The 26,901-nt window shown below is 72.8% G+C and carries 22 protein-coding genes and 2 pseudogenes; 15 read left to right on the forward strand and 9 right to left on the reverse strand.

Annotated features, from left to right (window positions below; all coding sequences use genetic code 11):
* Nucleotides 1–29 precede the first annotated feature (29 nt).
* From ABZV94_RS09910 to ABZV94_RS09920, 3 genes are all read left to right on the forward strand, one after another.
* Nucleotides 30–986, forward strand: coding sequence for an MBL fold metallo-hydrolase (locus tag ABZV94_RS09910; RefSeq protein WP_356339122.1), 957 nt, complete (start codon nucleotides 30–32; stop codon nucleotides 984–986).
* 68 nt (nucleotides 987–1,054) lie between these two features.
* Nucleotides 1,055–2,029, forward strand: a complete 975-nt coding sequence (locus tag ABZV94_RS09915) for an amidohydrolase family protein (RefSeq protein ID WP_356339125.1) — start codon at nucleotides 1,055–1,057, stop codon at nucleotides 2,027–2,029.
* Between the two features lie 57 nt (nucleotides 2,030–2,086).
* Nucleotides 2,087–2,878 carry an IclR family transcriptional regulator gene (locus tag ABZV94_RS09920; protein WP_356339127.1) on the forward strand — a complete coding sequence of 264 codons (792 nt, stop codon included), beginning with the start codon at nucleotides 2,087–2,089 and terminating at the stop codon, nucleotides 2,876–2,878.
* A gap of 21 nt (nucleotides 2,879–2,899) precedes the next feature.
* Here ABZV94_RS09920 and ABZV94_RS09925 read toward each other — a convergent pair whose 3' ends face one another.
* The 4 genes from ABZV94_RS09925 to ABZV94_RS09940 form a co-directional block, all read right to left on the reverse strand.
* Nucleotides 2,900–5,068, reverse strand: a complete 2,169-nt coding sequence (locus ABZV94_RS09925) for an ATP-binding SpoIIE family protein phosphatase (RefSeq protein WP_356339129.1) — start codon at nucleotides 5,066–5,068, stop codon at nucleotides 2,900–2,902.
* 245 nt (nucleotides 5,069–5,313) lie between these two features.
* A complete protein-coding gene (locus tag ABZV94_RS09930) occupies nucleotides 5,314–6,939 on the reverse strand; it encodes a bifunctional 3-(3-hydroxy-phenyl)propionate/3-hydroxycinnamic acid hydroxylase (protein ID WP_356339131.1) in 1,626 nt (541 codons plus the stop codon).
* A 27-nt stretch (nucleotides 6,940–6,966) separates the two neighbouring features.
* A complete protein-coding gene (locus ABZV94_RS09935) occupies nucleotides 6,967–7,461 on the reverse strand; it encodes a VOC family protein (protein WP_356339134.1) in 495 nt (164 codons plus the stop codon).
* A 56-nt stretch (nucleotides 7,462–7,517) separates the two neighbouring features.
* On the reverse strand, nucleotides 7,518–8,351 hold the full coding sequence (locus tag ABZV94_RS09940) for a fumarylacetoacetate hydrolase family protein (RefSeq protein WP_356339136.1): 834 nt from the start codon (nucleotides 8,349–8,351) through the stop codon (nucleotides 7,518–7,520).
* 218 nt (nucleotides 8,352–8,569) lie between these two features.
* Here ABZV94_RS09940 and ABZV94_RS09945 point away from each other — a divergent pair, with 218 nt between their 5' ends.
* On the forward strand, nucleotides 8,570–9,421 hold the full coding sequence (locus tag ABZV94_RS09945; RefSeq protein ID WP_356339138.1) for a formate/nitrite transporter family protein: 852 nt from the start codon (nucleotides 8,570–8,572) through the stop codon (nucleotides 9,419–9,421).
* Between the two features lie 141 nt (nucleotides 9,422–9,562).
* Here ABZV94_RS09945 and ABZV94_RS09950 read toward each other — a convergent pair whose 3' ends face one another.
* Entirely contained in the window at nucleotides 9,563–10,549 is a 987-nt protein-coding gene (locus tag ABZV94_RS09950; RefSeq protein ID WP_356339141.1) for an aldo/keto reductase, read from the reverse strand.
* A gap of 117 nt (nucleotides 10,550–10,666) precedes the next feature.
* Here ABZV94_RS09950 and ABZV94_RS09955 point away from each other — a divergent pair, with 117 nt between their 5' ends.
* Complete coding sequence (locus ABZV94_RS09955; RefSeq protein WP_356339143.1) at nucleotides 10,667–11,215, forward strand: GNAT family protein; 549 nt, start codon at nucleotides 10,667–10,669, stop codon at nucleotides 11,213–11,215.
* Here the strand turns inward: ABZV94_RS09955 and ABZV94_RS09960 are convergent.
* Complete coding sequence (locus ABZV94_RS09960) at nucleotides 11,161–12,282, reverse strand: LysR family transcriptional regulator (RefSeq protein WP_356339145.1); 1,122 nt, start codon at nucleotides 12,280–12,282, stop codon at nucleotides 11,161–11,163. The two genes, ABZV94_RS09955 and ABZV94_RS09960, sit on opposite strands and share 55 nt — an antisense overlap.
* An 89-nt stretch (nucleotides 12,283–12,371) precedes the next feature.
* On the opposite strand from ABZV94_RS09960, the gene ABZV94_RS09965 reads away from it, so the two are divergent.
* Nucleotides 12,372–13,292: a zinc-binding dehydrogenase gene (locus ABZV94_RS09965; protein WP_356339148.1), complete on the forward strand. Its 921-nt coding sequence runs from the start codon at nucleotides 12,372–12,374 to the stop codon at nucleotides 13,290–13,292.
* On the forward strand, nucleotides 13,289–14,311 hold the full coding sequence (locus ABZV94_RS09970; protein ID WP_356339150.1) for an alpha/beta fold hydrolase: 1,023 nt from the start codon (nucleotides 13,289–13,291) through the stop codon (nucleotides 14,309–14,311). Before ABZV94_RS09965 ends, ABZV94_RS09970 begins: the two co-directional genes overlap by 4 nt.
* A gap of 185 nt (nucleotides 14,312–14,496) precedes the next feature.
* On the opposite strand, the gene ABZV94_RS09975 is transcribed toward ABZV94_RS09970, so the two are convergent.
* A complete protein-coding gene (locus tag ABZV94_RS09975; protein WP_356339152.1) occupies nucleotides 14,497–14,649 on the reverse strand; it encodes a hypothetical protein in 153 nt (50 codons plus the stop codon).
* A 243-nt stretch (nucleotides 14,650–14,892) separates the two neighbouring features.
* On the opposite strand from ABZV94_RS09975, the gene ABZV94_RS09980 reads away from it, so the two are divergent.
* The 7 genes and pseudogenes from ABZV94_RS09980 to ABZV94_RS10010 all read left to right on the forward strand — a co-directional run bounded on the left by ABZV94_RS09980 (nucleotide 14,893) and on the right by ABZV94_RS10010 (nucleotide 23,637).
* Nucleotides 14,893–15,771 (forward strand): FCD domain-containing protein, encoded by an 879-nt coding sequence (locus tag ABZV94_RS09980; protein ID WP_356339154.1) that lies wholly within the window; start codon nucleotides 14,893–14,895, stop codon nucleotides 15,769–15,771.
* A gap of 129 nt (nucleotides 15,772–15,900) precedes the next feature.
* A complete protein-coding gene (locus tag ABZV94_RS09985) occupies nucleotides 15,901–16,899 on the forward strand; it encodes a hypothetical protein (protein WP_356339157.1) in 999 nt (332 codons plus the stop codon).
* A gap of 51 nt (nucleotides 16,900–16,950) precedes the next feature.
* Nucleotides 16,951–19,197, forward strand: coding sequence for a discoidin domain-containing protein (locus tag ABZV94_RS09990; RefSeq protein ID WP_356339179.1), 2,247 nt, complete (start codon nucleotides 16,951–16,953; stop codon nucleotides 19,195–19,197).
* A 71-nt stretch (nucleotides 19,198–19,268) separates the two neighbouring features.
* Nucleotides 19,269–20,360 carry an enolase C-terminal domain-like protein gene (locus tag ABZV94_RS09995; RefSeq protein ID WP_356339181.1) on the forward strand — a complete coding sequence of 364 codons (1,092 nt, stop codon included), beginning with the start codon at nucleotides 19,269–19,271 and terminating at the stop codon, nucleotides 20,358–20,360.
* 50 nt (nucleotides 20,361–20,410) lie between these two features.
* Nucleotides 20,411–21,802, forward strand: coding sequence for an extracellular solute-binding protein (locus ABZV94_RS10000; RefSeq protein WP_356339159.1), 1,392 nt, complete (start codon nucleotides 20,411–20,413; stop codon nucleotides 21,800–21,802).
* Nucleotides 21,799–22,731 carry a sugar ABC transporter permease gene (locus ABZV94_RS10005; protein ID WP_356339160.1) on the forward strand — a complete coding sequence of 311 codons (933 nt, stop codon included), beginning with the start codon at nucleotides 21,799–21,801 and terminating at the stop codon, nucleotides 22,729–22,731. Before ABZV94_RS10000 ends, ABZV94_RS10005 begins: the two co-directional genes overlap by 4 nt.
* Nucleotides 22,728–23,637: pseudogene (locus ABZV94_RS10010) on the forward strand (carbohydrate ABC transporter permease). Before ABZV94_RS10005 ends, ABZV94_RS10010 begins: the two are co-directional and overlap by 4 nt.
* Before the next feature lie 182 nt (nucleotides 23,638–23,819).
* Here the strand turns inward: ABZV94_RS10010 and lysA are convergent.
* Both lysA and ABZV94_RS10020 read right to left on the reverse strand, forming a co-directional pair.
* Nucleotides 23,820–25,153 (reverse strand): annotated as a pseudogene (gene lysA / locus ABZV94_RS10015) (diaminopimelate decarboxylase).
* 13 nt (nucleotides 25,154–25,166) lie between these two features.
* Nucleotides 25,167–25,517 carry an SAV_915 family protein gene (locus ABZV94_RS10020; RefSeq protein ID WP_356339163.1) on the reverse strand — a complete coding sequence of 117 codons (351 nt, stop codon included), beginning with the start codon at nucleotides 25,515–25,517 and terminating at the stop codon, nucleotides 25,167–25,169.
* A 370-nt stretch (nucleotides 25,518–25,887) separates the two neighbouring features.
* Between ABZV94_RS10020 and ABZV94_RS10025 the strand changes: the two genes are divergently transcribed.
* A complete protein-coding gene (locus ABZV94_RS10025) occupies nucleotides 25,888–26,874 on the forward strand; it encodes a hypothetical protein (RefSeq protein WP_356339165.1) in 987 nt (328 codons plus the stop codon).
* The last annotated feature ends 27 nt before the right edge of the window (nucleotides 26,875–26,901 follow it).

The following is a 26,901-nucleotide window of genomic DNA, read 5'->3' on the forward strand; positions in this document are numbered from 1 at the left end:
CCCCAAGCCCCCTGTCCGAGAGGCACACCATGGACGACTCCTACGACATCGACCTGCACGACGGCTGGGCCCGGTTCACGCACGGCGCCTTCACCTGCACGGTCGTCTCCGACGGCATCCTGGAGATGGGACCCGCCCACGCCAACTTCCCGACCGCCGACCCCGCCGACATCGACGCCCTGCTGCACCGGCACTACCTGCCCACCGACCGGGTCCGGCTCAACCAGAACCTGCTCGTGGTCGACACCGGCAGCCGGCTCGTCCTGTTCGACACCGGGGTGGGCACCATGCCGGACCTCGGCGTCAAGACCTTCGGCGCGCACACCGGGAGGGCGGTGTCCAGCCTGCGGGCGGCCGGGATCGAACCCGGCGACATCGACGTCGTCGCCCTCACCCACGCCCACCCCGATCACTGCTGGGGCCTCGTCGACGCCGGGGGAGCGCCGCTGTACCCCAACGCCACGGTCATGGTGAGCAAGGCGGACTTCACGCACTGGACGGACCTGGGCCGGATCGCCGGCGCGCCCAACGAGCACATGGCCGACCACTACCGGGGCGCGCACCTCAACCTGATGCCGTACGCGGAGGCCGGCCGCCTCGTCACCGTCGAGGACCGCTCCGAGATCGTCCCCGGCATCACCGCGATCGCCACCCCGGGGCACAGCCCCGGACACCTCGTGTACGACATCACGAGCGAGGACAGGACCATCATCTGCTGGGGCGATCTCTGCCACCACCACGTCCTGCTGCTCCAGCGTCCGGACTGGCGCTTCCAGTTCGACCACGACGGCCCCGCCGCCACCGAACAGCGCCGCCGCGTCTACGACCTGGTGGACAAGCGGCGCTACGCCGTCTTCGCGTACCACTTCCCCTTCCCGGGCCTCGGCCATCTGCGGCCCGACGGCGACGGCTACGCCTGGCTGCCCGTCCCCGTGGAACCGGGCCGTCCCGCCACCCCGCCCGCGGCCCCGTCCTCCGGCGGCTGACCCGCCCGTGCGGGGGCGGCAGGCCCCCGTCACCGACCCTCTGAACCCCGTCACAAAAGGAAGCGCCGATGAGCCACGACCGGATCCACGACCGGATCGACGTGCACGCCCACTACGTGCCCGACTTCTACCGCAGCGCCCTGGAAGCCGCCGGACACTCCCGGCCCGACGGCATCAAGGCCATCCCGGAGTGGAGCGAGGATCTCGCCCTGCGGGCCATGGACGAACTCGGTGTGCGGACGGCCCTGCTGTCCATCTCCTCACCGGGCGTGTACTTCGGTGACGCCGACGCCGCCGTCGCACTGGCCCGGCAGGTGAACGAGGAGGGGGCGCGGCTGGTCCGTGCCCATCCGGGCCGGTTCGGGTTCTTCGCGAGCCTGCCCCTGCCCGACGTCGCCGCCGCGGAGGACGAGCTGCGGTACGCCCTGGACGTGCTGCACGCCGACGGGATCGTCCTGGAGACGAACCACGCGGGCGTCTACCTGGGCGACGAGCGTCTCGAACCCCTCTACGCCGAAGCGGCCCGGCGCGGCGCGGTCGTCTTCGTCCATCCCACGACCCCGGCGGGAGGGGAGCACCTGGCGCTGGGCTATCCGCGCCCCATGCTGGAGTTCATGTTCGAGACCACGCGGTCGGTCACCGATCTCATCCTCTCCGGGGTCCTCGACCGCCACCCCGACCTGAAGGTGATCGTCCCGCACGCCGGGGCGGCACTGCCCGTCCTCGCCGGCCGGGTCGAACTGCTGCTGCCGCTGCTCGCGCCCGCGGGCGGGCCCGGACTGCCGAGTGTGCGCAAGGCGCTCAGGCGGCTGCACTTCGACCTGGCCGGCGCCCCGGTCCCCGAACTCCTGGACGCCCTGCTGAAGGTGGCCGACCCCGGGCATCTGCACTACGGCAGCGACTTCCCGTTCACTCCGCTGGCTCCCGCGGTGGAGCTGGCCGATACGCTGTCGCACACGCCGTCGCTGGAGTCCTCGGCCCGCGCGGCCATGTTCCGCTGCAACGCCCTGGACCTGCTGCCCCGCCTCCGGGACGGCTCCTGACCGGCCCGCGGAGACACCGCCGTAGACCAGTCCTGCAAAAGCAGTATGCTGTTTCGCATGGCAGGACCTGTGAATCGATCTTCTTATCGTGAGCGCAACACGACGGCCGATCGCGCGCTCGACATCCTGGGGATGTTCACCGACGATCGGCCGGTGGTGTCCGGCATCGAGGTGGCGACGGCCCTCGGAGTGGCCAAGTCCACCGCGTACCGGTATCTGCAGAGCCTGGTGACCAACCGCTTCCTCGAAGAGGCGCCGGGCGGTGGTTTCCGCCTCGGGCTGCGGGTGCTGGAGCTGGCGCGGGTCGCCCGCCGGAGCTACGGACTCACCGAAGTCGCCCTGCCGGCCCTCAACCGGCTCGCCGACAGCGTGCACGAGACCGTCCTGCTCACGCGCCGGGTGGGCGATCTGGTCGTCTGCCTGGACCGCGCCGAGTCGCAGACCCACCGGGTCCGCATCTCCTACGAGCGCGGCATGACCCTGCCCATCAACGCCGGCGCCTCCGCGCTGGTCCTGCTCGCCTGGAGCCCGCCCGAAGAGGCCGAGGCACTGCTGCGGGCCACGGAACTGCGCAGGTTCACCCCCGCCACCCTGACCGACGTCGACGCCATCCTCGCCCGGCTGAGGCAGATCCGGGCCGACGGCTACTCCGTGACGCGGTCCGAACTCGACCACGACGTGCTCGGTGTGGCGGCGCCGGTCTTCGGCGACGGGCAGAGCGTCGTCGCCGCCGTGAGCGTGGCCGCGGTGAGTTCGCGCACCTCTCAGGTGGCGGAGCGGACGATCGTCCAGCAGGTGCGGGCCACGGCCGCCGAGATCGGCGACCTCGTGCGGACCGTGCAGTCCTGAGCCCCGGCCCGGACGGCACGCTCACGGCGTACCGAGTTCGAACCACACCGTCTTGCCCCGGCCGCTCGGGGAGTTGCCCCAGGCCGCGGCCAGCGCCGCGACGATGACCAGCCCTCGCCCGCTCTCGGCCTGGTCCTCCTCGCGCAGGACGGTGACGGGCACGGCCGGGCGCGGGGCGCAGTCCCGCACCTCCACCCGGACCTTCCGCGGGTACCTGCGCAGGCGTACATCGACCTCGCTGTCGCCGTGCACGAGGGCGTTGGTGACCACCTCGCAGGCCAGCAGTTCGGCGTCGTCGGCCAGCGCCCCCAGGTCCCATCCGTCCAGGGACTCCCGCAGGAACCGCCGCGCGCGCCGCACGCCTGCCAGGTCGTGGCGGGGTATCTCCAGCCCGCGGACGTCGCCGCGGACATCGGCGGGGGCGCCCTCGTAGCGGAGGAGCAGCAGGGCCCTGTCATCCTCGTGGGAGGGGTGCGGGGAGGACTCCCCGACCAGGAGGTCGCCCAGGTCCTCCATCTCACCGCCGGCGGTGCGGAAGGCGGACTCGAACGCCGCGGGGGTCATCCCCGAGCCGTCCCCGGACAGCCCGTCGGAGTGGAGCACCACCAGGGTCCCGGGCCGTACGACCTGCTCGGCGGCCCGGTAGACGGGGTCCGCCTCCACACCGAGCGGGACGCCGATGTCGACGTCCAGGACGGGGTAGTGCCCGTTCTCCTCGCGGATCAGCGGCGGCACGTGCCCGGCCGTGGCCACGCGCACCTCACCGGTGCCGGGATCGAGCCAGACGCAGCAGCACGTGGCCAGCAGGTCGCCCGCCAGGTCGTTCAGCAGCCGGTTGGTCCGGGTCAGCACGGTCGCCGGGTCGTGGCCCTCGCCCGCGAACGCGCGTACCGCGCTGCGCAGTTGCCCCATCACCACGGCCGCCGCGATGTTGTGCCCCTCGACGTCGCCCACGACGGCGGCCACCTCACCGCCGGGCAGTTCGATCACGTCGTACCAGTCGCCGCCCAGGTCGAACGCACCGCCGGCCGGCGCGTAACGGCAGGTGGTGAGAACGCCCGCGACCTGCGGGAGCATCCGCGGCAGCAGCGTCTCCTGGAGTTGCTGGGCCAGGGCCCGGCGGGCGTCCAGCACGCGGGTCCGCTCGAACGTCTGGCCCAGCAGGGTGGCCAGTGACGTCAGCGCGCCCTGCACCCCGGCGGTCCCGCCGGGGCGGGCGGGGTAGCCGACCGAGCAGGTTCCCGTGGCACGGCCGCCCGCCAGCAGCGGCAGCACGAACCAGACGTGGTCCCGGTCCTCGGCCTCCTCCCGGGCGAACCGCCCGGAGGCTCGGCCGCCGGCCGGTTCGGTGATCTGCTCGCGGGCCGCGACGGCGAGCGTCTCCAGCGAGGGCCTGCTCAGCGGCATCCCGTTCAGCCTCCGCAGCCAGGCGGAGGAGCAGCCGGACGCGCCGACCACGTGGAGCCTGCCGGACTCGACGAGGCTGAGTGCCACCGCCTCGGCGCCGAAGCCCTGCGTGATCCGCTCGACGGCCTCCTCGGCGGCCTCACCGGTTTCCGTGACCGTGGCCAGCCGCACCGCCAGCTTGTGCACGTGATACGCGGTGGGCACGTCCACGCCGCCCGGCGGGGGATCCGTGGACGCGGGTCCCGGCTCGTGGTCCCCCGGTACGACCAGGGGCACCGCGGCGGGTTCGGCGGGGACCCCGAGCGCGGCGAAGCGCTCGACGACCGCCGACATCCGGCCGGCGGCCCGGACCAGGGCTTCCCGGCCGGCGACCGGTCCGGCGCCCGCGGCCTCGGGCCAGGTGGCCGTCACCGCCCCCGTGGCACCCGCCGGCCCGCGCAGCTCGGTGGCCATGACGACGTAGGGGAAGGGCGTGAGCACGGCCAGCTCCGGATGGCGTTCCAGGATCTCCGTGGAGTGCGCCGTCGCGACCCGGCCGGTCCGGTAGGCCGTCGCCGAGGCGTACCGTTGATCGTCCAGGGACACGCGTTCGAGGGGGGAGTAGACGCCCATCGGCGTCACCGCGACCACGGCCGCGGCCAGCGCGCGCTCCCCGGGGACGCGCAGGTAGACGATGACCGCAGCGGCGTCCAGCTCACGCAGGCACCGGGCCGCCTCACGGGCGAGCAGGCGGTCACGGCGCACGTCGCCGCGGCGGTCGACGGGACCTCCGTTCACTCGCATCGCGGCCACCTGCCCTCGCGACTCGCGGCAGTGCGTGCTTCTCGCTACTGGCATCATGACGCCCTCCACGGTGCGGCACCACGCGGCGACGATGCGTCGCCCGCGCGGTCCGGCGGCACCGGAAGACCCGGCGGGTGCCGGGCACGCGCGCGGGCGTGCGGCGGCTCCGCCGACCGAGGTGCCGGGGACCGGGGCACCGCGCACGGCGTGCCGCGTCCGACGGAGCTGTGCCGGCGCCCGTCCCGTCAGCCGGCCAGCGGGAGCCCGGCCGGGACCGCCCGGTCCAGTGCGAGGGTCTCCGCGAGGTCGGGCGGGGCGTCCGGCGGCCAGCACGCCGCCACGAACCGGTCGGGTCGGAGCAGCACGTACCGGCCGCGGTAGGCCGCGGTCTCGGCTTCCAGGCCGCCGTCGACGTCCACCAGGACGCGCGGCGCGGCGGGTGAGGCGGGCAGGACGTCGCCCACCGCGACGTGCGCGACGACCGGGTCCAGCGGCCGGAGCGCGTCGAGGGCCCTGCCGTAGCCCGACTCGGGCACGCCGACCCCGAGCAGCGCCCAACCGTGGCCGACGACCTCGTCGAGCAGCCGGGTCCGCCCGTGGTCGACGTCGAACACCCTGGGCTGGCCGAGCATGACTCCGGTGGGCGCCCCGCCGGGGGCCACCAGCCCGTCCCGGTAGCGCTGAGGGGGCCGGTACCGCATGTGTTCCAGGTAGGCGCGCTTGTCCGGTGACCGCATCATCGCGCGCACGACGGCGTCCCGGCGCCGGGCGAGGCGCGGGTTCGTGGTCATCACGATCCGGCCCAGCTTCGCCGACAGGGCCACGGTGGCCTCCGCGTGCGGTCTGCGCTCGGTCTCGTAGGTGTCGAGGGCCGCGTCGGTCAGCGTGCCGCGCAGCACGCCGGCGATCTTCCAGCAGAGATTGGCCGCGTCTCGGATGCCGGAGTTCAGTCCCTGGCCGGCGAAGGGCGGCATCATGTGGGCCGCGTCGCCGAGCAGGAAGCAGCGTCCGACGCGCCAGGAGTCCGCCACGAGAGCGTGGAACCGGTACGCCACCGCGCGCTGCACCTGGTCCGGGGTGAGCGTACGGAACGGTTCGAGGAGCCGGCGGACCAGTTCGAACGGTGGCTGCTGCCCGGCCGCGCACTCGCCCGGGTGGAGGTGGAACTCGTAGCGGCAGCGGCCCTCCCGGCCGGGGACGATGACGTGGGGGCGGCGCGGATCGCCGTGGTGCATGCCGTAGCGCTCGGTGTGCGGGTCCCCGAGGACGTCGGCCACCAGCCACACGTCGTCGAAGCCGCGTCCGCTCATACCGACGCCCAGGCGGTCCCGCACCGTCGAACGCCCGCCGTCGCAGCCGAGGGCGTACGCGGCGCGGATCGTGCGGACGCCGCCGGCGGTCCGGCACACCAGCTCCACCCCCGTCGCGTCCTGGCGCAGCCCGGCGAGTTCGGTGCGCATGAGCACCGAGACCCGGGGGTCGGCCCTCAGGTGGGCCAGCAGTTCCCGCTCCAGGTCCGGCTGGGCGAACGGGTTCTTGAAGGGGTGCCCGAAGCGGTACGGCACCTCGGCCCGCGCCTGGAACAGCGGTTCGCCGTCGGCGCCGTAGTACCTGGTGCCGGTGCCGGGGACGATGATGCGCAGCACCCGCTCGGCGCATCCGGCCGCCTGGTACACGCGCAGGGCCTCGTCGTCGATGCTGATCGCCTTCGGGGCGTCACTCGTCACCGGGTTGCGTTCCACCACCACGACGCTCAGACCGTCGGCGGCCAGCAGCGCGGCGGCCGTCATGCCCACGGGGCCCGCCCCGACCACCGCCACGTCGGCCGTCAGGACCCCGCTGTCGCCGGGGTCGACGACTGTGCCGTCCACGGATTCTCCCCTCAGCACGGCGGCTTCCTACTGGACGGGCTGGTAGGCCGGTCCGCCGTCGTGCAGCAGGCGCTCGGCCTCCGCCTCGATCTGCGCCAGCGGCTGGTCGAGGTTGAGCGTCTTGCGGAACGGCTGCCGCACATCGCGGTCGACCCGCACGTACACCTCGTTGCGGTTGCCTTCCGGGTCGAAGAAGTAGATCCCGTAGGCGTTCCCGTGGGTGACCTCCTGCTGCACGGGGATGCCCTCGGACCGGAACCGCTCGTGGAACGCGACGAGGGTTTCCAGCGAGTCGATCCGCCAGGAGATCTGGTGGGTGAGCCGCGCCCCGGACTCGGCGGTGCGCCCGCGCTGGATGACGAATTCGTGGTGCTCCTCGCCGGGGCGGGAGCTGAGGAAGACGATCCCGCGCTCGGCGTCCTCGTCGGTGACGGTCAGGCCGAGGACCCGGGTGTAGAAGTCGCGCATGCGGTCGAGGTCGTTGACCCACAGACCGGTGTGGCCGAGTTCGACGATGGCCATGGGTGTGCTCGCTTTCTGTCGTGATGCTCTCGTGGACGTGGTGGTGCCGGCCTCGGTCAGGCGTCCTCGGCCGTCACGGTGTTCTCCAGGCGTCCGATGCCCTCGATGCTCACGGCGACCTTGTCGCCGGGCCGGAGGAAGACCTGGGGGTCCCTGCGGAAGCCCACCCCTCCCGGGGTTCCGGTGAGGAGGACGTCACCGGGCAGCAGGGTGGTGAACTCCGACACGGTGGCGATGAGGGTCGGGATGTCGAAGATGAGCTTCGACGTGTTCGACGACTGGAGGACCTCTCCGTTGAGGGTGAGGCTGATGTCGAGCGACCCGACACGGTCGCCGATCTCGTCGTGGGTGACCAGCTCCGGCCCGAGGGGCGTGGACGCGTCCCAGGCCTTGCCCTGGAGCCACTGGTGGGTCTTGTACTGGTAGTCACGCATCGTCACGTCGTTGGCCACGGTGTACCCGGCGATCACCTCGTGTGCCCGGTCCCGCGGGACCCGGCGGGCGGGGGCTCCGATCACCACGGCCAGTTCGGCCTCGTAGTCGACCTGCTCCGACTCCGGCGGCACCGTGACGGCGTCCCCGTGCGCGATCAGGCTGGAGGGGAACTTGGTGAACAGCACGGGGTAGACGGGCAGTTCCCGGCGGGTCTCGCCCACGTGCGACTGGTAGTTCAGACCCACGCAGACGATCTTCCGCGGCTCCGGTACGACCGGGAGCAGGCGGGCGCGCGCCAGCGGGATGGCCTCGTGCTCGCGCAGCCGGGGCGCCCGCAGGACCTCCAGGGGCGTCTGCCTGCCCAGCTCGCTGACGCCCTCCAACGGCACGGCCCACTCGCCCCGCACCGTCGCCGCGTACCGCACACCCTCGTACTCAAGGGACACGAACCGCATCGGCTCCCTCACCTCACTCGCGTGGCCTTCCTGTAGACGCACGCTAGCAGTGGTCCTGCAAAGAAGGAAGCAAGTCCTGCGAAATAGGACGCCGTGAAGAAAAGGGGGGCCGCTCACTCGTTCTAGCGATGTCATCTCTCCCCGGACAGGCCAGGCTGTCCCCGGCCGACGTCACGCCGGCCCGCGTACCAGGTGTCCGACCATCCAGAGGTGACGTCATGCCCCTCCCCCTATCCGACGCCCTGGCCGACCAGGGCCAGACCGCCGCCGACAAGGTCCTCGGCCTGCGCAGCCCGGCCGGGTACCTCATCAGCTCCATGCTGGCCGGTGCGTACATCGGCGTCGCCGCGGTGCTGCTGCTGACCGTGGCGGGCCCCCTCCAGGCCGCCGGGTCGCCCTACACCAAGCTGGTCGAGGGCGCGGTCTTCGGCATCGCGCTCACCCTCGTGATCTTCGCCGGTGCCGAGCTGACCACCGGGAACATGATGACGTCGGTCCACGGCATCGCCGCCCGGCGCATCACGGTCGTCAACGCCGTGACGCTCATCGTCGGGTCGTACATCGGCAATCTGCTCGGCTCCGCCCTGTTCTCCTGGCTGGTGTACGAGAGCGGGGTGCTCGACACGGGCGCCTCACCCGGTCATCCCGCGCCGGCGATGGCGCTGCTGGCGGGCCTGATGAAGACGAAGGCGGCCGAGTCCGGCACGGCACTGTTCTTCCGTGGCGTGCTGTGCAACTTCCTGGTCTGCCTCGCGGTGTGGACGTCCGCGCGGACCAGGTCCGACGGCGCCAAGCTGGCGCTGGTCTTCTGGTGCCTGCTGGCCTTCGTCGGCTCCGGCTTCGAGCACGTGGTGGCCAACATGACGTACTACTGGCTGGGCCTGATGGAACACCTCCCGGGCGCCACCGCGGGCCACTTCGCCCGTAACCTGCTGCTCGTGGGGCTGGGCAACCTGGTCGGCGGCGCGCTGCTGGCCGGAGCGACCTACGGCTTCCTCGGCAGGGCCAGGCCCCGGCAGGACGACGAGCTGCCCGGCGACCTGGCCAAGCCGCCGGCGGTCTCCGTCTGAGCCGGACCCACGCCACCGCCGCCCCCGCCCACGCGGGAAGAGGCCGGCCACCGACGGCCGGCCCCGCGTCGTCACCTACGGCGTCCGTGGCGCCCCGGACGCCGGTCGGGAAGGTGCCGCACGGCAAACCCGCCGCGGCGGTCAGCGGTTGACGTAGGTGAGGCTGGTCGCGTCGTAGCGGCTGCCCGCGACGTGCTCGGGCGGGGCGGCGGCCTCGATCGCGGCGATGTCCTCGGCGGACAGCTCGACGTCCAGCGCCGCCAGGTTCTCCTCCAGGTAGCGCTGCCTGCGGGTGCCGGGGATCGGCACCACGTCGTCACCCCGGTGCTGCAACCAGGCCAGGGCGAGCTGGCCGGCCGTGACAGACCTGGCGGCGGCCAGCTCCTCCAGCCTGGCCACGATCGCCAGGTTCCGTTCGAGGTTGCCGTCGGCGAAGCGCGGCTGGCCGCGCCGTACGTCGGTCTCCGCCAGCCCGTCGACCGAGCTGTAGCGGCCGGTCAGGAAGCCGCGCCCGAGCGGCGAGAAGGGGACCAGGCCGATGCCGAGTTCACGGCAGACCGGGACGGTCTCCGCCTCCAGGTCCCGGGTCCACAGCGACCACTCGCTCTGCAACGCGGAGATCGGGTGGACCGCGTGCGCCCGCCGGATGGTCTGCGCGCCGGCCTCGGACAGCCCCAGGTACCGCACCTTGCCGGCCCGCACCAGCTCGGCCATCGCGCCGACGGTCTCCTCGATCGGCACGCGGGGGTCGACCCGGTGCTGGTAGTAGAGGTCGATGTGGTCGACCCCGAGCCGGCGCAGGGAGGCCTCGCACGCCTGGCGCACATAGGCGGCGTCGCCGCGGATCAGGGTGGGCTCGCCCAGGCGGTTGGCGAAGCCGAACTTGGTCGCGAGCACCACCTCGTCGCGCCGCCCGGCGACGGCCCGCCCGATCAACTCCTCGTTGTGCCCGGCGCCGTAGAAGTCGGCGGTGTCGAGGAGGGTCACCCCGAGGTCCAGGGCGTGGTGCAGCGTCGCGATCGACTGCGCGTCGTCCGAGGCGCCGTACCCGTGGCTCATGCCCATGCAGCCGAGTCCCTGCGCGGAGACCGCCAGTTCGCCCAGATGCCGGGTGGGGACGTCGGTCATGCTGCTGCCTCCTGGACTCGTCGGACCGTTCACCCAGGACGCTAGGTATTGGAGTGCGCTCCATGTCAAACGGTGGTCGGCCGCGGCGGCGTTCCCGCGCGACAGTAGGGTTGCCCGATGTTCGAAGGAAAGCTCGTGAGGCTGCGCGCGCTGCGCCCCGAAGACGCCGAGCACCATGTCCGCTGGCGCAATGACCCGGAGGTGGTGCACTGGGCCGCGGCGGGCGACCCGTGCTTCGGCCCGGTCACGGCGGAGGCGGTCGGGCTCGGCTTCGAGACCATGCTGCGGCTGAGCCCGAGGGAGTCGGCCGTGTTCACCGTCGAGGACCTGGCAGCCGGCGAGGTGATAGGCATGGCGGACTACCGGGACCTCGATCCCTACGCCGGTGTGGCCACGCTCGGGGTCACGATCGGCGAGCGGGAGTTCTGGGGCCGCGGCCACGGCAGCGACGCCGTGCGGCTCCTGGTGGGCCACCTGTTCGGGGCGTACGGCCTGAGCCGGCTGGAGCTGGACACCTGGAGCGGCAACGAGCGTGCGGTGCGCGCCTTCACCCGGCTGGGGTTCCGCGAGGAAGGCCGGCGCCGGTCGGCCGTGCTGGTGCGGGGCGAGCGCTACGACCGCGTGCTCTTCGGGATGCTGCGCGAGGAGTGGGCGGCACCGGCGTGACGCACGCTCGTCCCGGCTTCGCCGGCCGGCCCCTGGTCGGAGCCGCGCGGCGCGGGCGGTTCGGGCAGCCAGTCGCGGGCCGGGTCGTACTCCAGCCACCGGCTGCGCCCCGCCCGCGCGGCGCAGGCGGCGATGAGGACGTGCAACCCCGGGTGCGCGGTGCCGGTGCGCCACAGCAGTGACCAGGCGTACAGGGGCGTGGGCCGGACGAGCGGTACGGAGCGCACCCCGGGGACGTCCGGCAGGGGCACGTCGGCGGGGAGCAGCGAGAAGCGGCGCGGTCCGGCCGCCACCTCGGCGAGGAAGTGGGCGAGGCCCAGGTTGACGCTCGTGGCCCGGTCCCGGATCGCGAACCGGTCGGCGAACTGGTGGAGGAAGTCCAGGCGGTCCAGCGGGCCGGGCGCCCACAGCACACTGTCGCGCAACTGGTCCGGCCGCAGGGCCGGTTCGGCCGCGAGGGGGTGGTCCGCGCCCAGGACGGCGTCCACCGGTTCGAGGCGGACCAGGCGGTGTGCCAGTCCGGTGTGCAGCGGGGGGTGGACCCGGCCGAAGGCCGCGTCGATGTCGCCGTGCAGCAGCGCCGCCGTCACCGACGGAAGATCACGCCCGTGGCCGAGCACCAACGCGCCGACGGGCCCGGCCGGTTCGGGGCGCCCGGTCCGTCCGGCCTGCCCGGCCCGTTCCGCCTGCCCGGCCCGTTCCGCGCGCCCGGCCCGTTCGGGATGCCCGCCGCTTCCCGACACGTCGGCCAGGGTGCGCATCGGCGCGTACAGGTGTCCCCACACGTCCACCCGCAGCGGCCGGTCCTCCCCCACCGCCGCCGCCACCGCCGCGTCGGCCGCGGCCAGGGTCTGCCGGGCCGGTCCGAGGAAGCGCCGGCCGGCCTCGGTGAGGCGTACCCCGCTCCCGCCGCGCTCGAACAGCTCGGTGCCGAGCAGGGATTCCAGCCGGGCGATCCGCTTCGACAGCGCCTGCTGGGAGATGGCGAGCGTCGCCGCCGCCCGTCCGAAGTGCAGTTCCTCGGCGGCGCGCACGAAGGCACGTAGCTGCGCCCCGTCCAGATCCATGGCCCCCACCTTAGGCGACAACCGACGGTTGTCGGTCGTGCCGGTTCGTTGTTGGATCCCGGCACGGGCGCGGGGGTTGCATGGCCGGCATGCGAAGACTGATTCCCACGGGGGACGCGGCGCGTCCGGTCGCCTTCGCCGACGTCCCCCAGCCCGTCCCGGAACCCGATGAGGCACTGGTCAAGGTCGAGGCGTTCGCACCGAACAGGGGCGAGACGTTCCTCCTCGAACGCCCCCGGCCCGGACTGCTGCCCGGCAAGGACATCGCGGGGCTCGTCGTCCAGGCCGCGGCCGACGGCTCGGGCCCCGGCGTCGGCGCCCGCGTGGTCGGGCATCCGGCGCGGGGCGGCTGGGCCGAGTACGCGGCCGTCCCCACTCACTCCCTCGCGGTGCTCCCGGCCGGCATCGACGCCGTGCGCGGGGCGGCCCTGCCCCTGGCCGGGATAACCGCGCTGCGCCTGCTGCGTGCGGCCGGTTCCCTGGCCGGCCGGCGGGTCCTGCTGACCGGCGCCTCGGGCGGCGTCGGGCACTACGTCACGGAGCTGGCCGTCGGGGCCGGTGCCGACCTGACCGCGGTGACGGCCACGCCGGTGCGCGGGGCGCGGCTCGCGGAGCTGGGCGCCGAGGTGGTGCACGACGTGGCCGCGGCCCGGGGGCCGTTCGACGTCGTACTGGAGTCCACGGGCGGGCCCGATCTGCCGCGAGCCCTGTCGAAGGTGCGCCCGGGCGGCACGCTCATCTGGTTCGGCCAGGCGAGCCGCACCCCGGTGACCCTGGACTTCTTCGAGCTGCTCGGCGGGCCCGAACGCGTGACGCTCCAGCACTTCCACTACGCCGGCGCCCCGTACGGGCCCGATCTCGCGGCGCTGGTACGCCTCGTGGAACAGCGGCGGCTGCATCCGGAGATCGGCCGGGTCTCCGACTGGGCGGAGACCGCCCGGACCCTGGTCGACCTCCGGGAGCGCCGGATACGCGGCAAGGCCGTCCTGACGACGGGAGAGGAACGATGAACGCCACGGAGTTCGCCGCCGCCCAGTGGACCCGCGCCACCGGAGCGGGCGTCGACCCGCACGAGTACCGGCGCGTCACCGACGGCCTCGCCTCCGTCGCCGACTGGGGACCCGCCTTCGTGCGCACCGGAAACGCCCACCTGGAGCGCGCGGAGCGGGCCGGCTCGGCTCTCTCGGCGGGCGGGCATCTGCTCATGGCGGCGCGGTGGTTCCACCTGGCCACGCTCGCTCCCTACCCGGAGGCCCCGCGTGCCGCGGCCGAGGCGGACCGGTCCCTGGGCCGTGCGTTGGCCCTCCTGGAGCCCGGTGCGCGGCGCGTGACCGGCGAGGGGTTCACCGGCTGGCTCCGCGGCCCCGCCGACGCGCCCGGCACCGTGGTCGTCGTCCCCGGACTCGACTCCGCCAAGGAGGAGTTCCTGGACCTGGTGGCCGCGCTGCTGGCCCGGGGCCTGGCGGTGTTCGCGATGGACGGCCCGGGGCAGGGCGTCCTCGCGGCCACGACGGTGCTCCGGCCGGAGTACGAGCAGGTCGTCGGCCGGGTCGTCGACGCCCTCGGCGTCACCCGCGTCGGACTCGTCGGCCTCAGCCTGGGCGGCTACTTCGCGGCCCGCGCGGCGGCGCTGGAGCCGCGGGTGGCGGCGGTCGCCACCGTCAGCGGCCCCTTCCGCCTCGACTGGCCCGAACTGCCCCCGCCGGTGCGGGACATCATGGCCCGCCGCACCGGAGGAGCGGACGCCGCCCGCGCGTTCGCCCGCCACGTCGACCTCACCGGCCTGGCTCCGCGCATCGCGGCCCCGCTGCTGGTCGTGGACGGCGGCCAGGACGTCATCCCCGGTGTGACCGACGGCGGCCCCCTGGCCCGCCTGGCACCGCGCGGCACCTACCTGAAGGTTCCGCACGGTGACCACCTCCTCGGCAACGCCCGCCCCGACTGGCTGCCCCGCCTCGCCGACCACCTCGCGCGGCACCTGTGCGAGCCGGGCCCCGCGACACCGGGTGACCCCGACGACGGGGCCTGACGCGCGGTTTCGGGACCGGCGCGCGGACGGGCGGCGGCCCGCGATCGCGTCGTACACCTGCCGGTGAACCCTCCACCACCCGTCGTGCCTCGCCTCGGCGCCCGGTCGGGGGCGACGACTCCGGCCGCGGGCCCGCCGGCACGGGGCCCGGCCCGGACCCGGCGGCGAGCCGGTGGTCCGGGCCGTCAGAGGTGACCGTGTGCGGCGAGGTCCTCGGCCGGACACCGGCCGGTGTGCGCGTCGCGCACCCGCGCCGGGTCCGCCGGAGTGCCCTCGAAGGCCACCCGGCCGCCGTGCCGGCCGGCCTCCGGAGGGTAGCCGTCCGCCTCCCCGCTCACCGGGCCTCCGTGCGGGGACCGTCGGCGGCCCCGACGGCCGGAAGGCACCGGGAACAATCTGATTCATTCGCCGTCGCCCCGGCCGAATGGATCGCACCGGACCGCGGCCCTCCGCCCCCTGTGGGTGCAGCGGCCGTAACCTCGGCGCAACAGAGTTCGCCGTAACCCTTGTCGGACCCCCGTGCCGGTGCCATAGTTGCCCGCCAATAAGTCAGATTCATTTCGGGCGCCGGGGGTTGTTCCGTGTCAGCAGAGCGCAAGGTATCGGCCAAGGGCGGCGGGACGACGCCCAGGCCTTACCGGCCGGGCTATGAACTGGTCGCCGAGCAGCTCCTCGCCTACATCGCCGAACAGGGCCTGCGGCCCGGCGCGCGGCTGCCGACCGAGGCGGGGCTCGCCGAGATCCTCGGCACCTCGCGCAATGTCACCCGCGAGGCGGTGAAGGTGCTGGCGGCCCTCGGCCGGCTCAGCGTCCGGCGGGGCGCCGGCATCTTCGTGGCCGACTCGCCCGGCGGGCTGGCCGACGACGACATGGCGCACTTCCAGCCGACCAGCATGGAACACGTGCTGATGCTGCTGGACTACCGCAGCCTGATCGAGGCCGAGACCGCCCGCCGCGCGGCGGGCCAGGCGGCGCCGATCGAGGTGCGCAACATCCAGAAGGGCGCCGAGCGCTCGCTGGAGGCCGGCCGCGAGGACGACGCCGACGCGTTCGCCGTGGCCGACCAGCTGTTCCACGACGCGGTGGGCATCGCGGCCCACAACATCTTCCTGCGCTCCAGCATCACCAACGTACGGCGTCTGGCGGCGCAGTCCGACGTCCTGCTCTTCCACGGCGACACACCGGGCTCCCTGGAGGTGGCGGGTCGCCAGCACCTGGCGATCGCGGAGGCCATCGCCGCGGGGGACGCCGACCGTGCCGCCGCGCTGATGACCGAGCACATCGCCACGACACGGCAGCAGTTCGAGCGCCGTATCCGCGACCGTCTGTTCAGTGCCGCCGCGCACGCCGCCGATCCGTCCGGGTCCGCCGCACCGGAGCCCACCGCCGGCACCGGCACACCGGCCGCCGAGGCGAGCGCCGTCCGCAGGCCCACCCCGCCGGTGACGTCCGCCTCCTGACACGAGGCCGCCGTCGGGGGGCCGAGGAGAACGCCCTACTGCGCCCTGAGAAAGACCCCCACGCACGCACCACCCCGGAACGAGCCGCCCCCCTGCCCTCCCTCCGCACCCGCAGGCGATTGGATTCCCATGTCCATACCCTCAGCCCCACCCCGCCCCTCCCGGCGAAGAAGCGCACTGGCCGTCCTCGCCCTGGCCGCCGCGGCCCTTCCCCTCGCCGCCCCGCACGCCCAGGCCGCCCCGCGGGCCGCCGAGCCGCCCCCGCTGAAGATCTACGTCTCGCCCGACCACGGCCGCGACACCGGGCCGGGCACCTTGAAGCACCCGTTCCGGACGCTCGGTCACGCCCGGGACCACGTGCGCGAGATCAACCGTGACATGCGGCGTGACATCGATGTCGAGCTGCTCTCCGGCACCTACCGGCTCACCGACACCTTCACCCTGACGCCCCGCGACTCGGGTACGAACGGCCACCGGGTCGTCTACGAGGCGGCCCCGGGCGCGCACCCGGTGATCAGCGGCGGCAGCCGGGTCACCGGCTGGACCCCCGTCGACGCGGGACGCACGGTGTACAAGGCGCACGTGGGTGACCTGGACACCCGGCAGCTGTACGTCGACGGCGCGCTGGAGACACGGGCCCGCGGTCCGGAGAACCCGCCCGGCTTCTCCAAGACGGCGACCGGCTACAAGATCACCGACACCCGTCTGGACTCGTACAGGAACCAGTCCGACATGGAGGTGGTCAGCAAGTGGGGCTGGATGATGATGCGCTGCCCCGTGCAGTCCATCTCGGGCACCACGATGACCATGCGGCAGCCCTGCTTCCACAACGCCAACCTGCACGAGGGCCAGGAGATCCAGAACCCCACCTGGCTGGAGAACGCCCGGGAGCTGATGGACACCCCCGGTGAGTGGTACCTCGACAAGAGCGAGGGCGAGCTGTACTACATGCCCGAGAAGGGGCAGGACCTGGCGACGGCGACCGTGACCGTCCCGCGCGTCCAGGACCTCGTGGACCTGGACGGCACCAGGGACCACCCGGTCAGCGGCATCTCCTTCCGGGGCATCACCTTCTCCTACTCGACCTGGCTCGCCCCGAGTTCGGACGACGGGCTGATCGAGGGCTAGGCCGGCTTCCGCATCGTCGGCGACGACAATCCGGACTTCGACTCCACGCGCCTGAAGTGGGTCAAGACGCCCGGCGCGGTCAACGTCAGCCACGGCCAGGGCATCTCCTTCGAGGGGAACACCTTCACCCACCTCGGTGCCGTCGGCCTGAACCTCAACACCGGGACGCGGGGCACCCGTGTCACCGGCAATGTGTTCCGGCAGATCGCGGCCACCGGTGTCCAGGTCGGCGGGGTCGAGGTCGTGGACGCGCACCCGGACGATCCCCGGGACATCACCAAGGACAACACCGTCGACAACAACGTCGTCACCCGTGTCGCCGATCAGTACAACGGCTCCCTCGGCATCTTCGCCGGCTACACCGACCGCACCGTCATCACCCACAACAAGGTGTACGACCTGCCGTACAGCGGTATCTCCGTGGGCTGGGGCTGGGGCCTGACCGATCCGGGCGGTGACACCAACTACCCGGGCAACTCCGGCGTTCCGGTGTGGGACACCCCCACCACCTCCCGTGACAACGTCATCAGTGACAACGAGATCAGTGACATCATGAAGTCACAGGCCGACGGCGGCGCGATCTACACCCTGAGCGCCAACCCCGGCGGCGTCGTCTCCGGCAACTACATCAGGAAGGTCCCCGAGCCGGCCTACGGGGCGATCTACCAGGACGAGGGCAGCCGTTACTGGCACACGACCAACAACGCCTTCTGCGATGTCGCCTATCAGTGGCTGCTGCTCAACCACGGCATGGACATCACCGCCGACTACAACTTCACCACCACGCCGAGGTTCAGCGCGCAGTTCAACAGCACCGACGACAGGATCGTGAACAACACGACGGTCGACGGCTGCGAGCAGCTGCCCGCCTCGATCGTCGACAACGCCGGCCTCCAGCCGCCGTACCGGCACCTCGACCCGGACCCGGAGACCGGTGACCACACGGCGCCGACGGCCCCGGGCAAGCCCGGCGCGGTCGCTGGCCTCCCGACCGTCGTGGATCTGAGCTGGCCGGCCGCCACCGATGACAACGGTGTCACCGGCTACGCGATCCACCGCGGCGACACGGTGGTCAGCGCGTCCAAGGGCACCTCGGTGCGCGTCCCGAACCTCACCCCCGGGGCGTCGTACACCTTCACGGTGACCGCCCGGGACGCGGCGGGCAACGAGTCGCCGCCCAGCGCGCCCGTGACGGTCACCCTGCCCGACGGCGCGGACCTGGCGCTGCACAAGCCGGTCACCGTCTCCTCCTCCTCCGAGCCGAACACCCCCGAACTGGCCGTCGACGGCGACCTGTCCACCCGCTGGGCCCAGGGCCTCGGCCTGCCCGACCCGTCCTGGATCCAGGTCGACCTGGGCGCGCAGTACGACGTCACCGGCGCCATCACCACCTTCGAGAAGGCGAGCGGCTACAAGTACCGCCTGGAGGTCTCCCCGGACGAGGCGCACTGGACCACCCTGGACGACCACACGGGCGCCGACACCACCGCGCAGGCCGCCTACTCCCTCGCTGACGAGGAGATCCACGGCCGGTACGTACGGCTGACCGTCACCGGCTCCAGTTTCAACGGCGGCAGCATCTACGAACTCCAGGTCTACGGCACCCCGCTGGCGCCCGGCGACGACCACACCGCTCCCGACGCGCCGGCCAGGCCCACCGTCACCCCGCTGCTGCCCAGCCTCGCCCAGGTGAGCTGGCCTGCGGCCCCCGACGGCCAGGGCGTCACCGGCTACGCCGTCTACCAGGACGGCAAGCGGATCGCCGTCACCGACGCGACGCGGCTGCGGGTCAGCGGCCTGACGCCCGGGAAGGAGTACGGCTTCACCGTCGTGGCCAGGGACGCGGCGCTCAACGCCTCCGAGCCGAGCCCGGCGGCGACGGTCACCATGCCGGCCGACCACGACCTCGCCCTGAAGGCACCCGTCACCGTCTCCTCCTACTCGGAGCCGAACACCCCGGAACTGGCCGTGGACGGCGACCTGTCCACCCGCTGGGCGCAGGGCCTCGGCCTGCCGGACCCGTCCTGGATCCAGGTCGACCTGGGCAAGGTCACCAGCGTCTCCGGTGTGGTCACGACGTTCGAGAAGCCCAGCGGCTACAAGTACCTGCTGGAGTACTCCGCCGACGGCCTGAACTGGTCGGCGCTGGACGACCACACCGGCGGCTACACCACCGCGCAGACCTCCTACTCCCTCCCCGGCGACCCGGTCGACGCCCGCTATCTCCGCCTGACCGTCACCGCCTCCAGCTGGAACGGCGGCAGCCTCTACGAACTCCAGGCCTACGGCGGCTTCTAGGCCCCGGCCTCCCCGCTCGGGGCATCCGCTGCGCGGCTCCCGGCCGGCCGTGCCCCCACCCCCCGGAACAGATCACACATGTCGAGGTCCACCGGATCGACGTCCCCGCCGCCGACCCCCCCTTCTCCTGGCGGCACGGGCTCAGCGGCAGCGCCCCGGTGGGCGACGGCGCGGTCCTGCACATCGGCACCGACGAGGGCGCCGAAGGGGTGGCGGTGTTCGCGCGGCCGGGAGCGGCCGTCACCCTGCGGGACCTGGTCGACCGGGTCTTCCGGGAGGAACTCCTGGGAGCGGACCCCTTCCGGCGCGAATGGCTCTGGCACCGCGTCTGGGAACTCGACCGCATCCACGAACTGCCGCTGCCCGTGCTCGGCCTGGTCGACGTGGCGCTGTGGGACCTGGCGGGGCGGGTGCACGACCGGCCGGTGTGGCAGCTGCTCGGCGGCTTCCGCGAGGCCATCCCCGCCTACGCCTCCACCTCCACCTTCGCCACCACCGAGGAGTTCCTCTCGGTGGCCGACCAGTGCCTGGCGCTCGGCTACCACGGCATCAAGCTGCACGCCTGGGGCGACGCCCGCCGCGACGCCGCCCTGTGCCAGGCGCTGCGCGCCCACGTCGGTCCGGACGTGCCGCTGATGTACGACGGCTCGGCGGGCTTCGACCTGCCGGACGCCCTCTACCTGGGGCACGCCCTGGCCGAGGCCGACTATCTCTGGTACGAGGAGCCGATGCGGGAGTTCAGCATCAGCGCCTACCGGCGGCTGGCCGAGTCCGTCGCCGTACCGCTGCTGGTCGCCGAGACCTCCGACGGCGCCCACATGAACTCCGCCGACTTCATCAGGAGCGGCGCCGCCACCTTCGGCGTCCGTGCCAGTACGACGCTGCGCGGCGGTGTCACCGGTGCCATGCGCACCGCGCACCTGGCGGACGCCTTCCGGCTGCGGGCCGAGGTGCACGGCTCGGACATCCCGAACCAGCACCTGTGCATGGCCATCTCCAACACCACCTACTACGAGTCCCTGGTCACCTCGACCTCGGTCGTCCGCGAGCGCCACGTCGACGACCGGGGCCTGGTGCACGCCCCGACCGGGCCGGGCATCGCCCTGCCCCTCGACTTCGGCTACGGCAGCGCGCTCCAGCGGTTCGTGGAACAGCCCCGCTGACCGGCCGCGTCACCACCCCCGCACGATCCCGAACCACGAAAGGCAAGACGATGACGTCTTCGCGCGTTTCGCCCACCGGCCGGCGCGGCAGAGCCGTGCGCGCCCTCGCCGCCGCAGCCGCCCTCGCGGCCGTCGCCGCGCTGGCCGGCTGCGCCAGCGCCGACCCGTCCACCGGGTCGGACCACCAGGGCGGCACGTCCCGGTTCACGCCCGCCCCCCAGAAGGACGGCTCCGAGATCACCGTCTGGACCGACTCCACGCGGCTGCCGTCCGTGCAGGCGTACCAGAAGTCGCACCGCGACGTGAAGATGAAGATCGTCACCTACGACGGCGGCGCCGACGGCTCGACCTACCTCCAGACGAAGGTGCAGCTGTTCGACCGTACCGGCAAGGGCTGGCCCGACGTCGTCTTCGGCTCCCCCACGGACGTCACCTGGGCCTCCTCCCCCACCAAGCCCGGCGCCGCCGCCTTCGCGGCCCCGCTGGACGGCAAGCTGGTCCCGCGGAGCACCCTGGACGGCTTCGCCAAGGGCTCTCTGGCGCCCTGTCGGTTCCACGGGCACACCTACTGCCTGCGCAACGACATCGCCCAGGTGGTCCTCTGGTACGACAAGTCCCTGATGGACACGTGGGGTTACCAGGTCCCCACCACCTGGGCCGCGTACCAGGCCCTCGGTCTGAAGGTGGCCAAGGAGCACCCCGGATACCTCGTCGGCTCGGTCGGCGACACCAACTCGCACGAGTCGTACTTCTGGTCCAGCCGCTGCCCGGCCTTCCAGCTGACCGCACCGGACACCCTGCGCGTCGACCTCGGGGACCCCGCGTGCACGCGCATGGCGGCCCTGCTCGACAAGCTGATCTCCGCCAAGGCCGTGACCACCCAGGGCTTCTTCAGCCAGGGCTTCGCCAAGAGCAGCGGCTCCAAGGTCCTGATGGCCTACGGCCCCTCCTGGTACGGCCAGTACCTGTTCAAGGCCGCTTTCCACACCCCGGCCAAGCGGATCGCCGCCGCGCCGCCGCTGAAGTGGCCCGGTGAGACCACCGCCGCCACGGGCAACGTGGGCGGCGGCGTCTGGATGGTCTCCTCGCACAGCGCGAACCTGAAGGCGTCGACCGACCTGGTGACCTGGCTGACCACGTCGGACGCGAACCAGGCCACGGCCCCCACCTACCCGGCCTACGCGCCCGCCGCCAAGGCCTGGCTCGCCGAACCGGCGCACCGCGCCTACTTCGCCGACGACGTCAGCGGGCCGTTCCGGCAGGCGGCCGACGAGGTGTGGACCGGCTGGTCGAACACCAGGTTCTCCGACGCCACGTCCTGGTCGAGCGTCGTCCTGCCCGCCCTGACCGCCGGAAAGACCCTCACGGCGACCCTGCCGCAGTGGCAGAAGGCCATCAGCGACCAGGCCAGGGCCAACGGGTACCGGGTGACCGACCGATGACACTGCTGGACGCCCAGCCCGTCGCCGTACCCGCTCCCGCCCGCCGCGGTGACACGCCGCGGCGGCGGGCCGGCACGGTGGGCCACCTCTTCGTCGCCGGGTACACGCTGCTGCTGCTCGCCTTCGGCGTCTTCCCCACCTGCTACGCCTTCTACCTGGCCTTCACCAACGACCGGGGCCAGTTCACCGGCGTCAACCAGTTCACCCGGGTCGTCCGGGACTACCGCTTCCTGCCCGCCTTCGGCCACATCCTGCTGTACCTCGCCCTCTGGCTGGTGCTCCTCGTCGTGCTGACGGTCCTGACGGCCGTCGTGCTGCGCAGCCGGGTCCGCAGGGGAGTCTCCGCGCTGCTGCGGTTCCTCTACTACATACCCGGCGCGCTGGCCGGGGTGGCGAGCGTCCTGGTCTGGCTGTTCATGCTGGACCCGGACGTCAGCCCGGTGTCGTGGCTGCTGCACCGCATGGGCCTGGACAGCTTCGCCGCCGTGCTGGCCCCCGGCAACCTGCCGGTGATCCTCGTGCTGATCGCCTTCTGGACGGGGGCCGGCGGCTGGATGGTGGTGATGTACGGGGCGCTGAACAACATCCCCGACGAGGTGATCGAGGCCGCCCGGATCGACGGGGCCGGGCCCTGGCGCACCGCCTGGTCCGTCCAGATCCCGATGATCCGGCAGTGGATCACCTACATGACCATCCTCGCCTTCGCGGGCGGCACCCAGCTGTTCGTCGAGCCGCAGCTGCTCCAGACCGCCAGCCTGGGCCGGGTCAGCCCGACCTGGTCGCCCAACCAGCTCGCCTACGTCTACGCCTTCCAGCAGGGCGACTTCAACGGTGCCGCCGCGATCTCCGTCTTCCTGCTGGCCCTCGGCCTGCTCTGCGCGGGCGTGCTGGTCCGGCGCTCCAGCCTCTTCACCCTGGAGGACAGATGACGACACGACTCCTCGCGCCCCCGCGCTCCCGGACCACGCCGTCGCGTGCCGTCTCGGCCCTGGTGGTGGGCCTGCTGCTCGCCGTCCTGCTGGTCTTCTTCGTGCTGCCCGTGCTGTGGCTGCTGCTGGCGCCCAGCAAGACCGCCGGGCAGATCGTGCACGACAACCCGCTGTCGTTCGGTTCGTTCGGCAGGATCGGGGACGCCTGGCGGCACCTGTTCTCCTTCGAGGACGGCGCGGTCCTGGTGTGGCTGCGCAACTCGGCCGTCTACGCCGCAGGTTCGCTGCTGCTGACCCTGCTCACCAGCGTCCCGGCGGGCTACGCCCTGGCCCTGACCCGCTTCCGGGGCCGCAAGGTGCTGCTGGCGATCACCCTGGTCACCATGATCATGCCGTCGGCCACGCTCGTCCTGCCGGTCTTCCTGGAGCTCAACGCGTTCCATCTGATCGGCACGGCCTGGTCGGTGATCCTGCCGTTCTCGTTCTACCCGTTCGGCGTGTACCTGGTGTACATCTACTTCGCCACCAGCCTGCCGCGCGATCTGCTCGCCGCCGCGCGCATCGACGGGCTGCTCGGAGTGGCAGCTGTTCACCCGCATCGCCCTGCCCCTGGCGAAGCCCGTGATCGGCCTCGTGGCCTTCTTCAGCTTCGTCGGCAACTGGAACAACTTCTTCCTGCCGTACCTGGTGCTGCCGAACAGCGACCAGTTCCCCATCCAGGTCGGCCTGAACCAACTCCTGTCGTCCACTCCGTCGTTCAACCCGGTGGCCGGGGCGGGCCTGAACATCACGATCCCGGAACTCGCCCTCGCCATCCTCCTCGCGATCCTCCCCGTCCTGGTCCTGTTCCTGTTCTCCCAGCGCACCCTCGTGTCCGGGATGCTGGCGGGCGCGACGAAGGAGTGACGCGGGCGGTGCGGCCGAGGGCGTCCGCCGGCGCCGATCCGGTTCCGCGTGGCGGGCGCGCATCGCCTCGCCGGCCACCGGCTCGGGCAGGATCGTGATCCGGCCCCGCGGCGCGAGGTGCTGATTCCCGGGCGGGCCGGCCGGCGAGGGAGGGGGGCCGGCCCGCCCGGGAGTGCTGGGGGTTACAGGCCCACGTCGCGGCTGCGGATGTCCGCCAGGGACTCGCGGCGGACAAGGAGGCGGGCGAGGCCGTCGCGTACGGCGACCACGGGCGGGCGGCCGACCAGGTTGTAGCCGCCGGCCATGGACAGCTGATAGGCACCGGCCACGGGTACGGCGAGCAGGTCGCCGGGGCGGGTGTCCCCGGGGAGCTCCACGCCGGCCGCCAGGACGTCGCCCGCCTCGCAGTGCCGGCCCACCACGGTCACCCGGGCCGGGGCCGCGGTACCGCCCCGGCCGATCATCCGGGGCGCGTACAAACGCCGTACAGGGCCGGGCGAGGGTTGTCACTCATGCCGCCGTCCACCGCGACGAACACCGTCCGGCCCGTGCGCTTCACCGCCAGGACGCGGTAGACGGCGATGCCCGCCGGACCGGCGATCGCCCGGCCCGGCTCGATGAGCAGCCGGGGCACGGGGAGGCCGGCCGTCGCGCAGGCACCCGCGAGTTCCGCGCGGACCCTGCGGGCCAGCGCGGTGAGGTCCAGGGCCTCCTCGCCGGGGCGGTAGGCGATGCCGTGTCCGCCGCCGAGGTCCAGTTCGGGCAGGGTCAGGCCGTGCTGTTCGTGCAGGCGGGCCATGAGACCGACCAGGCGGCGTACGGCGACCAGGTACGGCTTGACGCTGGTGATCTGCGAGCCCACGTGGCAGTGCAGACCGGTGAGTTCGAGCTGCGGCTGGCCGAGGACGCGGGCGATGGCGTGCTGGGCGTGGCCATCGGTGATCGACAGGCCGAACTTCTGGTCGCCGGTGCCGGTACGGATCTTCTCGTGGCCACCCGCGCCGACGCCGGGCACGACCCGGACCATGACCTTCTGGTGGCCGTCCGGGCCGACGGCGGCGGCCAGCCGGGCGATCTCGGCGGGTGAGTCGATGACGATGCGGCCGACGCCCAGACGCAGGGCGGTGTCCAGGTCGCGCGGCGACTTGGCGTTGCCGTGCAGCACGATCCGCTCGGGCGGGAAGCCGGTGGTGACGGCGAGTTCGAGCTCACCGGCGGAGCAGACGTCCAGGCCGAGGCCCTCCTGCGCCACCCAGTGGGCCATCGCCCGGCAGAGGAACGCCTTGGCCGCGTACAGGACTTCCGCGTCGGGGAAGGCAGCCCGGTAGGCACGGCAGCGGTCGCGGACCTCGGCCTCGTCCAGGACGTACACGGGGGTGCCGAAGCGGTCGGCGACCCCGGCGAGCGGTACGCCGCCCACGTGCAGGTCGCCCGGGGCGGGCTCGGTGGCCGAGGCGGGCCACACCGACAGGTCGGCCGGCGTGGTGAGGGCGGTGGGATCGTGAACGGTGGTCATCGGGTTCTCCCTCTCAGCCGATCCGTGCTGCCAGAACCGGCGCCGGCACGGGCGTCGTGGTCCCGACCGGGCCGGGGGCCGGGGCGGTGAGCTGCGGGTCCACTGTGACGGTGGTGATGCCGAGCGGCGCGGTCAGCGCGCGCAGCGCGGGCTCGGCCAGCCGGATCCACGCCTGGCCGGCGCCGAGGGTGGCGGTCAGCCGGCTCGCGGAGCTGAATCCCACGGCGGTGCGGTCGCCGAGCGGGGTGCGGAAGAGCCGGGCCGCACAGCCGCAGGGGCCCGGCCGGACCGGGACGTACAGGGGTCCGGCCGGGGGCCGATCGGAGGGCTCGGGGTCGTCGTCGCCGGAGCGGTGCTGCGTCATGCGGTGCCTCCCGGAGGGCGGGGCGGGGGTCAGGGATGCCCCGGCGGCGGGGAGGCGGCCGGGGCTCGTCACCGACAGTAGGCCCGGCCTGCGGGGTTCCCGGCCGGCCCTGATGGGACGCTGACGGCGGTCGGGGCGGCCTTGACGGGATGCTGACATCTCCGACGAGGAGGGGTACAAGGCGTCATCAGGGGGCTTCGCCACACCCTTGCCGCCGACGGGGGCAACCCTATGGCCCGGTTGTGAGTCTTCTGTTCGATCACGTTGTGATCGGAGCCACGAGGAGACCATCATCAACGCCATACGCAAGACCCTGACCGCCACCGCCGTCGTCGGCGCCGTCCTCGCGGGATCCGCCGCCTGCGGAACGGTGGAGCAGCTGTCCGCCGGCAAGAAGCTCGACCGGGCCTTCGAGAAGCTCGGCGAGAAGAAGACGCTCTCCTTCGAGCTCGACCTGGACACCGACGCCGCGTCCCTGAAGGCGCTGGACGCCAAGTCGGATCCCGCGCCCGGTGAGGAGATCCCGGACGAGGTCGCCAAGATGTTCAGCGACGCGAAGATCACGGTGACCGTGCAGTCGAAGAAGCCGCTCGACGAGTCCGGTGAGAAGGACCTCGTCGGCACGGCCCTGAAGGTCAGCGGCCCCAAGGGCGACCTCGTCGAGTACCGGGTGATCGGCGACTACACCTACATCCGCGCCGACGTGGAGGCCATGGGCGCGGTGACGGGCAGCCCCATGCCGAAGGCCGACGACCTGCCCCCGGAGGCCGGGGCGTTCAAAAACGTCCTCCAGGGCAAGTGGGTGAAGTTCGACACCAGGAAGATGGACGAGGCCGCCGCCGAGGGCGGTCCCGCGCCCGCGCCGTCCTTCGACGCCAAGACGCAGAAGAAGCTGGTGAAGGCGCTTCGCGACGTCATCGCCCGCGAGGTGCGCTTCAAGACGGCCGGCGGCGGGGACGGCACCGAGCACGTCACCGCGACGGCCCCCTTCCGCACGCTGGTCACCAAGCTGTTCGGCGAGCTCCGCCCGCTGGCGAAGGACCTGCCGCCGGGCATGGAGCTGCCGACGGACAAGGACCTGAAGGACGCGCCCAACGCCAAGGTGACGGCGGACTTCACCCTCAGGAACGGCGAGCTGTCCCAGGTGGACGTGGACCTCGCCAAGCTGGCCGAGAGCGCGAAGGTCAAGAAGCTCGGCCTGACCCTGCGGCTGCGCGAGGGCACCCGGCCCACCGCTCCGGCCGGCGCCACCACGCTCGACCCGAAGGACCTGCTGGGCGGCTTCCTCGGCGGGCCGCCGATGGGCGAGGGCGACATCGACATGAGCGGGCTCGACGTGGACGGTCCCGCGGACTGACGCGAGGTCACCCTACGGACGCCGGGG

The sequence above is a fragment of the Streptomyces sp. NPDC004658 genome (genome assembly GCF_040609555.1).
GTDB lineage: Bacteria > Actinomycetota > Actinomycetes > Streptomycetales > Streptomycetaceae > Streptomyces.

Coding starts and splice junctions, on each gene's coding strand:
- ABZV94_RS10005 (WP_356339160.1), top strand. CDS start 21,799: ATGACACTGCTGGACGCCCAGCCCGTCGCCGTACCCGCTCCCGCCCGC.
- ABZV94_RS10000 (WP_356339159.1), top strand. CDS start 20,411: ATGACGTCTTCGCGCGTTTCGCCCACCGGCCGGCGCGGCAGAGCCGTG.
- ABZV94_RS10020 (WP_356339163.1), bottom strand. CDS start 25,517: ATGACGCAGCACCGCTCCGGCGACGACGACCCCGAGCCCTCCGATCGG.
- ABZV94_RS09950 (WP_356339141.1), bottom strand. CDS start 10,549: ATGACCGACGTCCCCACCCGGCATCTGGGCGAACTGGCGGTCTCCGCG.
- ABZV94_RS09915 (WP_356339125.1), top strand. CDS start 1,055: ATGAGCCACGACCGGATCCACGACCGGATCGACGTGCACGCCCACTAC.
- ABZV94_RS09935 (WP_356339134.1), bottom strand. CDS start 7,461: ATGGCCATCGTCGAACTCGGCCACACCGGTCTGTGGGTCAACGACCTC.
- ABZV94_RS09960 (WP_356339145.1), bottom strand. CDS start 12,282: ATGGATCTGGACGGGGCGCAGCTACGTGCCTTCGTGCGCGCCGCCGAG.
- ABZV94_RS09955 (WP_356339143.1), top strand. CDS start 10,667: ATGTTCGAAGGAAAGCTCGTGAGGCTGCGCGCGCTGCGCCCCGAAGAC.
- ABZV94_RS09910 (WP_356339122.1), top strand. CDS start 30: ATGGACGACTCCTACGACATCGACCTGCACGACGGCTGGGCCCGGTTC.
- ABZV94_RS09920 (WP_356339127.1), top strand. CDS start 2,087: ATGGCAGGACCTGTGAATCGATCTTCTTATCGTGAGCGCAACACGACG.
- ABZV94_RS09925 (WP_356339129.1), bottom strand. CDS start 5,068: ATGCGAGTGAACGGAGGTCCCGTCGACCGCCGCGGCGACGTGCGCCGT.
- ABZV94_RS09985 (WP_356339157.1), top strand. CDS start 15,901: ATGTCCATACCCTCAGCCCCACCCCGCCCCTCCCGGCGAAGAAGCGCA.
- ABZV94_RS09940 (WP_356339136.1), bottom strand. CDS start 8,351: ATGCGGTTCGTGTCCCTTGAGTACGAGGGTGTGCGGTACGCGGCGACG.
- ABZV94_RS09965 (WP_356339148.1), top strand. CDS start 12,372: ATGCGAAGACTGATTCCCACGGGGGACGCGGCGCGTCCGGTCGCCTTC.
- ABZV94_RS09970 (WP_356339150.1), top strand. CDS start 13,289: ATGAACGCCACGGAGTTCGCCGCCGCCCAGTGGACCCGCGCCACCGGA.
- ABZV94_RS09945 (WP_356339138.1), top strand. CDS start 8,570: ATGCCCCTCCCCCTATCCGACGCCCTGGCCGACCAGGGCCAGACCGCC.